This is a genomic window from Salinisphaera sp. PC39 (genome assembly GCF_040361335.1).
Lineage (GTDB): Bacteria > Pseudomonadota > Gammaproteobacteria > Nevskiales > Salinisphaeraceae > APNM01.
Genome location: NZ_APNM01000001.1, coordinates 461,042 through 473,080, shown reverse-complemented (window position 1 = coordinate 473,080; position 12,039 = coordinate 461,042). Strand labels below are relative to the sequence as shown.

11 protein-coding genes and 1 pseudogene are annotated in these 12,039 nt (G+C 63.3%); 6 read left to right on the top strand and 6 right to left on the bottom strand.

Going from position 1 to position 12,039, the window contains the following annotated elements:
- The first annotated feature begins 12 nt into the window (after positions 1 to 12).
- From PC39_RS02230 to PC39_RS02210, 5 genes are all read left to right on the top strand, one after another.
- Complete coding sequence (locus tag PC39_RS02230) at positions 13 to 1,284, top strand: nucleotide sugar dehydrogenase (RefSeq protein WP_353251729.1); 1,272 nt, start codon at positions 13 to 15, stop codon at positions 1,282 to 1,284.
- 23 nt (positions 1,285 to 1,307) lie between these two features.
- A complete protein-coding gene (locus PC39_RS02225) occupies positions 1,308 to 2,642 on the top strand; it encodes an ArnT family glycosyltransferase (protein WP_353251728.1) in 1,335 nt (444 codons plus the stop codon).
- Positions 2,629 to 3,552: a glycosyltransferase family 2 protein gene (locus PC39_RS02220; RefSeq protein WP_353251727.1), complete on the top strand. Its 924-nt coding sequence runs from the start codon at positions 2,629 to 2,631 to the stop codon at positions 3,550 to 3,552. Before PC39_RS02225 ends, PC39_RS02220 begins: the two co-directional genes overlap by 14 nt.
- Positions 3,553 to 3,630: 78 nt before the next feature.
- Complete coding sequence (locus tag PC39_RS02215) at positions 3,631 to 4,518, top strand: glycosyltransferase family 2 protein (RefSeq protein WP_353251726.1); 888 nt, start codon at positions 3,631 to 3,633, stop codon at positions 4,516 to 4,518.
- Between the two features lie 3 nt (positions 4,519 to 4,521).
- Entirely contained in the window at positions 4,522 to 5,451 is a 930-nt protein-coding gene (locus PC39_RS02210) for a polysaccharide deacetylase family protein (RefSeq protein WP_353251725.1), read from the top strand.
- Here PC39_RS02210 and PC39_RS02205 read toward each other — a convergent pair.
- From PC39_RS02205 to PC39_RS02190, 4 genes and pseudogenes are all read right to left on the bottom strand, one after another.
- On the bottom strand, positions 5,445 to 6,263 hold the full coding sequence (locus PC39_RS02205; protein ID WP_353251724.1) for a hypothetical protein: 819 nt from the start codon (positions 6,261 to 6,263) through the stop codon (positions 5,445 to 5,447). The two genes, PC39_RS02210 and PC39_RS02205, sit on opposite strands and share 7 nt — an antisense overlap.
- A 34-nt stretch (positions 6,264 to 6,297) precedes the next feature.
- On the bottom strand, positions 6,298 to 7,254 hold the full coding sequence (locus PC39_RS02200) for a sulfotransferase family protein (protein ID WP_353251723.1): 957 nt from the start codon (positions 7,252 to 7,254) through the stop codon (positions 6,298 to 6,300).
- Between the two features lie 24 nt (positions 7,255 to 7,278).
- Positions 7,279 to 8,211 (bottom strand): lysylphosphatidylglycerol synthase domain-containing protein, encoded by a 933-nt coding sequence (locus tag PC39_RS02195; RefSeq protein ID WP_353251722.1) that lies wholly within the window; start codon positions 8,209 to 8,211, stop codon positions 7,279 to 7,281.
- Positions 8,208 to 9,172, bottom strand: a pseudogene (locus PC39_RS02190) (UDP-N-acetylglucosamine 2-epimerase). The gene PC39_RS02195 and the pseudogene PC39_RS02190 overlap by 4 nt, the downstream one beginning before the upstream one ends.
- Before the next feature lie 387 nt (positions 9,173 to 9,559).
- On the opposite strand from PC39_RS02190, the gene pilB reads away from it, so the two are divergent.
- Complete coding sequence (gene pilB / locus PC39_RS02185; protein ID WP_353251721.1) at positions 9,560 to 11,290, top strand: type IV-A pilus assembly ATPase PilB; 1,731 nt, start codon at positions 9,560 to 9,562, stop codon at positions 11,288 to 11,290.
- Positions 11,291 to 11,413: 123 nt separating this feature from the next.
- Here pilB and PC39_RS02180 read toward each other — a convergent pair whose 3' ends face one another.
- Together PC39_RS02180 and PC39_RS02175 are read right to left on the bottom strand one after the other, a co-directional pair.
- Positions 11,414 to 11,719: a type II toxin-antitoxin system RelE/ParE family toxin gene (locus PC39_RS02180; RefSeq protein ID WP_353251720.1), complete on the bottom strand. Its 306-nt coding sequence runs from the start codon at positions 11,717 to 11,719 to the stop codon at positions 11,414 to 11,416.
- A 3-nt stretch (positions 11,720 to 11,722) separates the two neighbouring features.
- Entirely contained in the window at positions 11,723 to 12,004 is a 282-nt protein-coding gene (locus tag PC39_RS02175; RefSeq protein ID WP_353251719.1) for a type II toxin-antitoxin system ParD family antitoxin, read from the bottom strand.
- Positions 12,005 to 12,039 lie beyond the last annotated feature (35 nt).

Here is a 12,039-nt window from a genome sequence, read left to right as displayed (position 1 = left end):
ATGGGACGCGACATGGAAACGATCGCCGTCATCGGCCTCGGCTACGTCGGCCTACCCCTGGCCCTGCGCTTCGCCGAGGTCGGCTGCGGCGTGATCGGCGTGGACAACGATCCAGAGAAGGTCGAGGCCCTGGCCGCGGGCCGCTCGTACATCGGCCACATCCCGGCCGACAAGCTGGCGGCCCTGCGCTCGGACCGTTTCGAAGCAACCACGGACTTGGCGCGTGTGGCAGAGGCGGACGCCATCATCCTGTGCGTGCCGACGCCACTGGACGAGCACCTGCAGCCGGACCTGAGTTATGTGGTCGGCACCGTGGAAGCGATCCTGCCGCACCTGCGGCCGGGGCAGACCGTGGCACTGGAAAGCACGACCTACCCGGGCACCACGGACGAGGAAATCGCCGGACGTATCGAAGAGCGCGGGCTCACGGTGGGCGAGGACGTGTTCGTGGTGTTCTCGCCGGAGCGCGAGGATCCGGGGCGGCTGGATTTCACCCTGCAGACCATACCCAAGGTGGTCGGCGGTGTGACGCCGGCCTGTCTTGAGCGCGGCATCGCGCTGTACGAGCGGATCGTGGACCGGGTGGTGGCGATGTCGTCGACCCGTGCCGCGGAGATGACCAAGCTGCTGGAGAACATCCATCGCGCCGTGAACATCGGCTTGGTCAACGAGATGAAGACCGTGGCGGATGCCATGGGCATCGATATCCACGAGGTGATCGACGCCGCCGCGACTAAGCCCTTCGGGTTCGTGCCGTACCGGCCCGGTCCCGGCCTCGGCGGGCACTGCATCCCCATCGATCCTTTCTATTTGACCTGGAAGGCAAGGGAGTACGGGGTGAACACCCGGTTCATCGAGTTGGCCGGGGAAATCAACAGGGCCATGCCGGCCTGGGTGGTGCACAAGATCGGCGAGGCGCTCAACGGCCATCGCAAGCCCATCGCCGGCAGCCGGATACTGATCCTGGGCATCGCCTATAAAAAGAACGTGGACGACATGCGCGAGACGCCGGCAGCGGAGATCATGACTTTGCTGGAGGAACGTGGCGCGGTGCTGTCGTACAGCGATCCGCACGTGCCGACCTTCAAGAAGATGCGGAATTATCGGTTCGCCCTGGAGAGCGTGCCGCTGGATGCCGAAACCCTCCGGGACCAGGACTGCGTGGTGCTGGTGACGGATCACGACGACTTCGACTACGAGCTGATCGAACGTCACGCACCGCTGCTGATCGACACCCGAGGCCGTTTCCGCGGCAACCGGGACGACAGGATCGTTCCTGCGTAATCATGACTCCGGATACGGCCGCCATGACGGGGACGTACCGCAGCACGGCGTTGATCTGCCTGGTCCTGATCCTCGCCGCGGCGGCCTGGCTGAGATTCGAGGCGACCGCAGAAACCCTGGTGCAGGCACCGATCCGGGCGGATGCCGGTCAGTACGTCGCCTATGCGTACAACCTGAAGCACCATGGCGTCTATTCGCGGCAAAAGCCATCCGGCGAATCGCCGCCGACACCCGATGCGGTCCGCTCGCCGGGCTACCCGCTTTTCCTGACGGCGTTCTTCGACGCCTTCAGCAAGCAGGAACTGGATCGACTCCTACTGGGGCAGGCGGCCCTGGGAACGGCCACGGTGCTGCTGTCCTATCTGTTGTTCCGCTTGTTCCTGCCCGTCGGACTGGCACTGGCCGGATCGGCGCTGACAGCACTCAGTCCGCACCTGATCAGCCTGGAAACGTACGTCCTCACCGAGACACTGTTCTGCTTCCTGCTCGTGGGCGGGTTGTACGTGCTGACGCTGGCCCAGCGACGGGCCAATGCCGTTCCCTGGCTATTATTGGCGGGCACCGTGCTGGCAACCTGCGCATTGGTGCGCCCAATCATGCAGTATTTCGTGGTCGCGCTGCCGATCTTGCTGTTCCTGCACGACCGCAAGGCACCGATATTGCGCCCCAGTCTCCTGTTCGCGGCCGGCTTCGTGGCAGTTTTCGCCTGGTGGCCTCTGCGCAATCTCGTCGTGCTGGGCATGACCTCGGACCCGCATCTGGTCATCAATTTCCTGCATCATGGGCACTATCCGGATTTCATGTACGAAGGACGGGGCGCCACGTTCGGCTCCCCATACCACTTCGACCCCGCCTCGCCCGAGTTCAGCAAGTCGGTCAAGGCGGCGCTCGTCGGCATCTGGGAACGGATCGTGAACGAGCCTGCCCGGTATTTAGCGTGGTTCCTGTTGGGCAAGCCGCTGGCGTTCTGGTCCTGGAGCATCGTCGCCGGTGCCGGCGGCATCTTCGTGTACCCGGTCCTGCAATCGCCGTTTCTGGACAACGTCGTGTTCCAGAGCGTTGTTACGCTGATGCAGCACGCCCACGGCCCGATCCTGGTTCTGGCGCTGATTGCGGCGATCATGGTCTGGGCGCCGAGCCTGAAGCGGGATATCGATCCGGCCACCTTGTTCGCGGCCAGGCTCTGCGTGTTCGTGCTGGTCTATTTCACGGGGCTGCACATGATCGGCGCCCCATTTCCGCGATATGCCGTCCCCCTGCGTCCGTTGCTGTACGGCGTCGCCTGTCTCGCGCCATTGCTCGGTTTCGTGGCCGCGCGATCGCTGTTCAAGGAGTTCTATTCCCGTGGCGCTCGATAGCTACACGATCGCGGTTTTGCTGCCCGCCAAGAACGAGGCGGCCAGCATCGGGCAGGTGGTCGCGGATTTCCGCGAGGCGCTACCCTGGGCGGATATCTATGTCTTCGACAACGGCTCGACCGACGAAACGGCCCGGCTCGCCGCCGAGGCGGGCGCGATCGTCCGGTACGAGGCAATGCCCGGCAAGGGCTATGTGTTGCGCCGCATGTTCGCGGATATCGAGGCCGATCTATACGTGGTCGCCGACGCGGACGGCACCAATCCGGCGCACGAGGTGCCGAAACTGTTGCAGCACTTGCTCAACGCGCATCTTGACATGGTCGTGGGCAGCCGCCTGGCCAGCCGGGGAGGCGGCCAGTTCCGTCCGGGGCATGTCGTGGGCAACCGTTTCATCACCACCCTCGTGAACATGTTCTTCAACCGACAATTCCAGGACGTCATGTCCGGGTATCGCGTGATGACGCGGCGGTTCGTGAAGAGCGCGCCCGGCTGGGCGCGGGGCTTCGAGGTGGAGACCATGCTCATGGTGCACGCCGCCGAGGTGGGCGCGGCGGTGGGCGAGGTATCAACCGAGTACCTGCCCCGCGCGCCGGGCACACGTAGCAAGCTGAACACCTATCGCGACGGCCTGCGCATCGCGGCCGTCGTGATCTATCTCATCAAGCAGGCGCGTCCGTTTTTGTTCTTCAATCTCATCGCCGGCCTGTTCTTCCTCGCCGGCATGCTGTGCGGCCTGCCGGTGCTCCACGAGTTCTACGAGACCAGCTTCATCACGCATGTGCCATTGGCGATACTGGCCAGCGGATTGATGATTCTGGCAGGCATGGCCGGCGTTTCCGGCCTGATCCTGGACTCGGTCTCCCAGGCCCGGCGAGAGATCAAGCGGACGCTTTTCATCAACGTGCGGTAGGCAATCTGTCACAATGCGCCTGGGCCATGACCCAGGGAATGGGCCGCGATTGTCAGGGACGACTTTTGAGGGCACAGGATGTCAGACACCATACCCGATACCGAATTCTCCATCGTGCTGCCGGCCAAGAACGAGTCCTTGGCGCTCAAGACCTTGTTGCCGGCGCTGCGCGAGCGTTACCCGAACGCCGAGGTGATCGTCGTCGACGACGGCAGCGACGACGATACCGCCGACGTTTGCCGCAACGCCGGCGCGATCGTCGTCTCGCATCCCTATTCCAAGGGCAACGGCGCGGCGATCAAGTCCGGTGTTCGGCGCGCTTCCCGGCCGTACGTGGTCTGCATGGATGGGGACGGCCAGCACGATCCAGCGGATATCGACAAGCTCGCGGCGCGCATCGCCCAGGGCTACGACCTGGTGGTGGGCGCGCGCGGCACCGGCTCCCAGGCCAGCCGCAGCCGCTGGTTCGGCAACCAGGTCTATAACGTGCTGGCGAGCTGGGCGGTGGGCCAGCGGGTGGAAGACCTGACCTCGGGCTTCCGGATGTTCCGGGCGAAGTTGTTCCGGGAGTTCCTGCACCTGCTGCCGAACGGCTTCTCGTACCCGACGACCTCGACTATGGCTTTTTTCCGCGCCGGCTACACGGTGGGTTTCGTGCCGATCGAGGTCGCCAAACGCCAGAAGGGCTCCAAGAGCCATATCCGCCTGTTCCGGGACGGGGCGCGCTTTTTGCTGATCATCTTCCGGGTCGGGACCCTGTACTCGCCCCTGAAGGTGTTCCTGCCGATCAGTCTGTTCTTCTTCGCGTCCGCCGTGGCGTATTACCTGTTCACGTTCATGACCACGGGCCGTTTCACCAATTTCGGCGCCCTGCTGGCCGTAACGTCGGTGCTGGTATTCCTGATCGGGCTGGTGTCCGAGCAGATCACGCAAATGTTGTACGCCAGCAACCGCAGCGAGGAGTAGGCCATGATCACGCGCTCTATTTGCTTCCGCTTCGATGTGGATACGCCGCGTTGCCTGGTACGGGGCATGCCGGCGCTGCTTGATCTGGCCAAGGAACTGGACGTTCGTTTTACGTTCTACGTGAATACCGGCCGTGCGGTCCTGCGCCGATTGCACATCAAAACGCGCGGCGGGAAAGTTTCCGCCAAAAAGCTATCCGCCCTGCGAAAGCTGGGCCCCTGGAGCTATATCTACACCGCCGTGCGCAATCCGCGCCTGGCCGAGCTCGACCGGACGGGTATCGTGGCGCGCGCCGTGGCCGAGGGTCATGACGTGGGCCTCCATGGCGGACGCAATCACGCGGAGTGGCAGCGTCACGCCGATACCTGGCCCGAAGCCAAGACGCGGGCCGAGCTCGATTTCGGCATCGATGCCCTCAGGCGCCTGGGCGTGCCCGACATAGCGAGTTTCGCCTCTCCGGGCTGGAACACGCCTCCGGGGCTGGCGGGGATTCTGCCGGATTACGGCATCCGGATTCTCGCCGACTCGCACGGGACCGACACCGACACCGACACGATGAAGCGAACCTCGCCGGACGAGGCGCTACAAGTGCCGACCGCATTCGCCGGCGAGCCGGGCGGCATCGGCTATCTGGAGTGGCTGACGGCCCGTGGGATGGACCGGGACCAGGCGCTGTCGCATTTCGCGGCGCAACTCGACGCGACGTTCCGCCATTTCGCGGTGCTTTACGACCACCCCTGCTTCGCCGGGCTTGAAGGCCTGCCCCTGCTGCGAGAAATGCTCGTACATTGCCGTCGCGCGGGCGTCGCCAATATCACCATTTCGGAACTCGGCCAAGCGTACGAACGAGACGGCCCAAATTTCCGCCTGCCGGCGCCGCCTTCCAGCGCCGATCTCGGGACAGCGCTCGCGACCACCGATGCGGCCTACTGAGGCAAGGGCGGAACGTAGCCGAATTTCTCGATAAGCAGCCGGTCACGGTTGGCGACGAGTGCTGTCGTTTCCTCGTCGTAATAGTCGGCCACGGCGAAGCTGCGCCGGGATGTGTTCGATTTGCTTGACCGGAACACGAGCTCTCGCTCGTCGGGCGTCAAGGGCCTGATTCTCTCTATCGCCTCGCACAAGCCCTCTTCCAGCGCCTCCTGGCGGATAAAATAGTCGATATAGCAACGCTCGCGGTCGAATCCCTCCAGGTCGCGATAGTCCGATATGAATCCTGGCCGGCCCAGTTGCTCCGGCTTGCGACAGCAAAGGTCCAGATACCGTGCCGTCATGAATCCTATCCGTCCCGACAGAGCCGGATCGCCGGCTCCCTCGGCCAGGAAGGGGCGATTGCGGGGCTCGTGGATCAGCTTCAGCCAGCGGCGGAACGACGCCACATTGTCGCTGCGATCATAAACGCCGCGCCAAGTGCCTATGTCCTTGGCCCATGCGAGATACGGAAGTTTGAAGAGTCTGATCGGGTCCTTCCGGATGTCGGCCAGTGCCTGCACCGGATCGCGCCTCGCCAGACGTCGCATGAGTGCGCCATTACCCTGCACACCATAGGACCAAAGGGACACGTACCAATCCCAGGGATTGCGGATCGAGGAGATGAAGAACTTGCCCGAGCGCAACTGCATCTGCGTGGCGGCGTTGTGCTTACCGATCGATCGGCCGTCGAACAGACGCGAGAGCACCGCGGCGATGTGGGTGCACCCCGTTTTCTGCATCTGGATATAAATCAGGCGTTCGCTCTCGAACATCGCTATCCCTGTCCCTGCCGATGAGAGCCGTCGGTTACTCGCCGTACCCGATGGCCTCGTTGACACGCTGCAACTCGACCGCCTCGGTATCGCTCATCCGCTCCATCCGCTCCGACACCTCGGCCGAAGTCTGCTTTTTGCGATCGCCAGGTCTCGCGTTGACCGTGGGCATGCCGTGCGACAGGCGTTCCCAGTAATCCGACCAGGGCACACCCATGACATCCGTCAGGCGGCGCAGGACAGGTTCAGGCTCGGACACCAGATCTTCCAGCCTTATACGCAACAGGCGATTCTCGAAGCCGGGCGCATCGAAATACGTCAGGATCGACTGTTGCAATCGCGTCCATTGAAAGGCGACCACATCTGCAAGCTGACGATCCCGATAGGCCTCCCATCCGGAAGGCAGGGCGAAGTTCCAGTCCTGGAACGGATAATCCGGGATTTGGAGTCCTCCCGGCAGGTTGTAGGTGAAAAACCGATCCGGGTTCAGCCAACCGTCGATCATGGACGGGACGGTCTTGCGACCGTCGCGCACGATATGGATATAGCAGGCATCGGGGAAAACCCGGTCCATCAGGTTCAGGAACAGGGCCGAGTGCACGGACTTGTCGACGAGACGATCCGCGTCGTCCTCGCGCTTGGGCGCCAAGCGACGGATCAAGTGAGACACCCCCGCCAAGCCAAAATACCCGAGCCGTAGCACCGGCGCGAGCATCGGCGAGCGCTGATAGCGAAGCACGTCGAACCCCGAGGCCCGGCGCCATGCCTTGGACGATAGTGCATAACGCTGGAATTGCCCGCGTATGCCTTCGACGGCTGCATCATCAATCCGCTCGTCCGGACAACCCTCGCAGCGCCAGTCTTGCAAGGCGGGATGACAATACTTGCGCCAGATGAAACCGGATTCCTTCGCGACGGAACTGAAACCGTCGTGCTCACGGACGATCTTTTGCAATAGTGAGGTGCCCGAGCGCGGAGCGCCCAGAATCATCACCGGTTTCCTAAACATGTCGCCTCATTCCCTCGATGTCTCGTTCCCCGCGGTACTACCGGGGGGTCGTCCTTTCATATCCATTGCATGCAGCAACAAGGCGGTTGGCCCCACCACGATCAGATTGGATATACGGTTCAGAACCGCGGCGAGGAATCCGGATGCCGCGGAAATGCCAATCGCCGCGGCCAAGCCGGCAGCCAGTGCTTCCGTTATGCCCAGACCGGCGGGCGCTATCCCGATCAGGGAGGCAATCACGTTTGACAATGTCAGAACCGTCGCTTGCGGCAACGCTACCGACATCCCAACCGCTTCGAAGCAAAGCCAGAGACGAATCGCCCCCACTACCACCATGCCCGTTTGTACCGCCACCAGACCGACAAGCCAGCGGCTTGCGGCGGCGCCATGACTCAGCAAGAGGCCCGCGAACACACCGAGCGCCAGAAGCCCCGAGGACACGCAAACGATGGCCGCCGGGCGAAATTCCAGGTAAGCCAGGGCGAGACCGGCCAGGGTCAAGGTGACGCCCAGCCAGCAGCCGGCGATGAAAATCGTGGCAAGAGTCGTCTGTCCATACGTGTTGGCGTGACTCTTGAGAGCCGCGATCCGCACCAGACTGCCGCCGGGCAGAGGGAGCATGTTCGCCGCTGCGCTGAGCACCGTGACCAGGACGGCTCGGGGCAAACCCACAGTCACACCGATCAGGCGGGCCGTCAGCCAGAACTGCGCCGAATTGGCGAGCAGCGTGATGGGCACCAACGGAAACACCAGCAACCAGGCGCGATAATCCAGAACAGTCAGAAGGTCCGGGTGCGCTCTCAACGCAAGGGCCAATCCGGCGCAAAAGGCGCCCAACGCCGTCAATACGCCGACCCGACGCACCAGCGGGTTCTCCAACACGGAACCACGCTTGGATGCGGCCTGTAGAAGCCGATTGACTGCCGTTAAGGCATTCATATGTCCCCGTCGCACCCGCCGGTCTTCTGGATATGGTCCACGATCCGCCGGCTGGGATGGATCTCCGAGGACAGGATGTCCTCGCCGGTGCCCTCGCGCCAGACCTTCTTGAGGAAACCGTCCACCACGTCATTCTCGAACCCGCACAGCACGGCCCGCTCGCCGATACCCTCTTGGCGCTCGGTGGCGTTGCGCAGGATCAGGGTCGGCTTCTGCATGTAATAGAGCTCTTCCTGATTGCTGCCGCCGTCCGTGAGCACGAATGCCGAGCCCTCCAGCAACCGGATGAACGCCATGTAGGGCATGCGCTCGCGAAAATGGATACGGGGGTTGCTCTCCAGACGCTCGAACAGGCCGTTGGCGCGCAGGCGTTTTTCGGTCGCCGGATGCAACACGAAGACAACGTCGAACGACTCGGCGATGCGCTCCAGGGCCTCGGCGATCCATTCGATGCGCTGGCGCACGAAGATGTTCTCGAAACGATGCACCGAAGCCACGCAGTAGCGCTCGTATGGCGGAGCGTCGCCGGGCCGCTCGTCGGCGACCGCGGCCCGCAGGGCGTCCAGGAGTGTGTTGTGGCCGGTGTCCACCGCTTCCAGATCGTAGCCGGCCATGTTGCCGACCGCCCATTCGCCCGGACAGTACGCGATATCGGCCAGCCGGAAGACCCCTATCCGGGTCAGTTCTTCCGGGAACGGAGACCGGATTCCACGTGCGCCACGCGGCAGCCGGTCAGCTTGCCCGCCAGGGCCCCGATCAGCGTGGAGAACGTATCCCCGTGCACGACCACGATCGCGCGCCGGCCGCGCTCGTCCCGAAACAGGGCGCGGCGGCGCCTTAGGAGACGGAACAGTATCTTCGGCATCCAGAAGAACATCCGGACGATGCCGCTGATCTCGGGCCCGGAGTAGATGTACTCCGGCCGGGTCGCGATGCTGAAATCGGCGAGCAGCGCCTCCATGGTGACGCTGTGCTGCCCGGTGAACACCAGTCGATACGGTTGCACCCGGTCCTCCAGTTCCCGCAGGACCGGTGCCATCTTGATCAACTGTGCCCGAGTGCCGATCACGATTGTTATCGGACGTGACGTGACGATCATCCCTATCCCCCAGTTCCGCATTCCCTTGCCGAACCCAGTCAGAACCACCGGTTTTCGTGATCGAGCGAAAAGATCGGTATTGCTCGCATCATTGCATGAAGGGTCGCTCGGAGGAAAGCATCGGGTCAGCATTATGCGACGATGGCCGATAATCCGGGAGAGAAGGCGTGTCCCGGCGGCCGGCACACTTTGCGCGCCCGCCCTTTCCCGCTAGGATCAAGGCTTTGTAACCACAGACGCACAGGGATCATGGTCTCCACGCGGAGCAACGAAGTCCGCCGCAGCGCGCTCAACGGCCTCGCCCGCCGGCTGGTCGCCGACGGTCTGTTGACCGAGAAGAAGGCGCTGGAGATCCAGGAGAGCGCGCGGCGCCAGCGCGAGGCCTTCGTCACGCAGCTCGTGACCTCCGAGGCGGTGCCCGCCCGCAAGCTGGCGGAGGCCGCCTCCCGCGAGTTCGGGGTACCGCTGATCGACCTGCGCTCGGTGGACCTGGAGAACGCCCCCATCAAGGAGGTGCCCGAGGCCCTGATCCGCAAGAACCACGCGCTGCCGCTCTACAAGCGCGCGCGGCGCCTGTACGTGGCTGTCTCCGACCCCACCAACACCCAGGCGCTGGAAGAGATCAAGTTCAACACCGGGATGGTCGTCGAACCCATCCTGGTGGAAGAGGACAAGCTGGCCAAGGCGATCGAGGACAGCCTGTCCGCCGTCGACAGCGGCATGTCCGGACTCGAGGACGTCGACCTCGAATCCCTGGACATCACCGGCGGCGAGGAAGAGCAGGAAGTCGACGTCACCAAAATGGACACGGACGACGCGCCGGTGGTGCGGTTCGTGAACAAGGTGATGCTGGACGCGATCAACAAGGGCGCCTCGGACATCCACTTCGAGCCCTACGAGAAGAAATACCGCGTGCGCCTACGCCAGGACGGCGTACTGCGCGAGGTGGCGGCGCCGCCGGCGGGCCTGGGCATGCGGCTGTCCGCGCGCCTTAAGGTGCTGGCACGGCTGGACCTGGCCGAGCGGCGCATCCCGCAGGACGGCCGCATCAAGCTGAACCTGTCCAAGAACAAGGCGATCGATTTCCGCGTGTCGACCTGCCCGACGCTGTTCGGCGAGAAGATCGTGCTGCGCATCCTGGACCCGACCAGCGCCCAGATGGGCATCGACGCCCTGGGCTACGAGCCGGATCAGAAGCAGGTATTCCACGACACCATCCACAAGCCCTACGGCATGGTGCTGGTCACCGGCCCCACCGGCAGCGGCAAGACAGTGTCGCTGTACACGGCCCTGAACATCCTCAACACCGACGACCGCAATATCTCCACGGCCGAGGACCCGGCCGAGATCAACCTGCCCGGCATCAACCAGGTGAACGTGCACCCCAAGGTGGGCCTGACCTTCGCCACCTGCCTGCGCGCCTTCCTGCGGCAGGACCCGGACGTGATCATGGTGGGCGAGATCCGCGACCTGGAAACCGCCGAGATCGCGATCAAGGCGGCCCAGACCGGTCACATGGTGCTATCCACCCTGCACACCAACGACGCACCGCAGACCCTCACCCGCCTGGTGAACATGGGCGTGCCCGCCTACAACATCGCCTCGTCGGTAACCCTGATCATCGCCCAGCGTCTGGCCCGCCGGCTGTGTACGACGTGCAAGCGCAAGGCCGACGTGCCGCGCGAGGAGCTGATCAAGGAGGGTTTCCGCGAGGACGAACTGGACGATCTGCGCATCTACGAGGCCAATCCCGAAGGCTGCGACGCCTGCACCGGCGGCCACAAGGGCCGGGTCGGCATCTACCAGGTGATGCCGGTCACCGAGGCCATCGGCCAGATCATCATGGAGGGCGGCAACGCCCTCGACATCGAAAACCAGGCCGAGTCCGAAGGCGTGATCGACCTGCGCCGGGCCGGCCTGAACAAGGTGCGCGACGGCATCCTCAGCCTGGCCGAGGTGAATCGCGTCACGGTGGATTGAGGCGTTTCTCGTCTTTTCCCTTTCCCAAAGGGGGACTGAGGGGGATTTTCCAGCGAAAGAGAAATCCCCTCTACCGCTCCGCGGTGCCACTACTTTGCAACACTCCCTGGATAGTGATCTCTATCAGGACCGTAAAAAGGCTTCCACGTCACGGCCACCATAAAACACGCCCAGAATGATCACCGCCGCCTCGTCGACGGTGAACGCAATGGTGACGCGGCGGCGATAACCGAGCAGACGCAGACCGCGGCGTATATCGTCACGCCGAGTACCGCGATACGGGAAAGACCCAAGACCCTCGCAATACGTCATCAGGGAGCTGATGAAAGATTCCGCCCTAATGGGGCCGGCATCTTCCGCTATGTATACGTACAACGACTCAAGATGCGACATCGCATGGACGGAATAGTCCACTCGCAGAGAAGCCATCCATCATCCTTGACCCTTGATTGTCCTTGCATGCAGATCGGCAATCCTTGCACGCGCTTCCTTGCTGTCGGCGAGACTCGAGGGATCGGTCCGAGCTTCATCGTAAGCTCTGGCCACCTCGGTTCCGAGCCACGCTTCAAGGGCCCGCTCTCTCGCCAACAAAGCCCTTAGACCGTCCCGAATCACTTCGCTTTCCGTTGCGTACTCGCCACTGGCAACTCTCGACCGAACGAGTTCCGCCATCTCATTCGGCAGAGTAATGCTCAATTGCTTCGTTGAACGCATCACGAGCCCGTATGATTGAATACTACTCAATCATA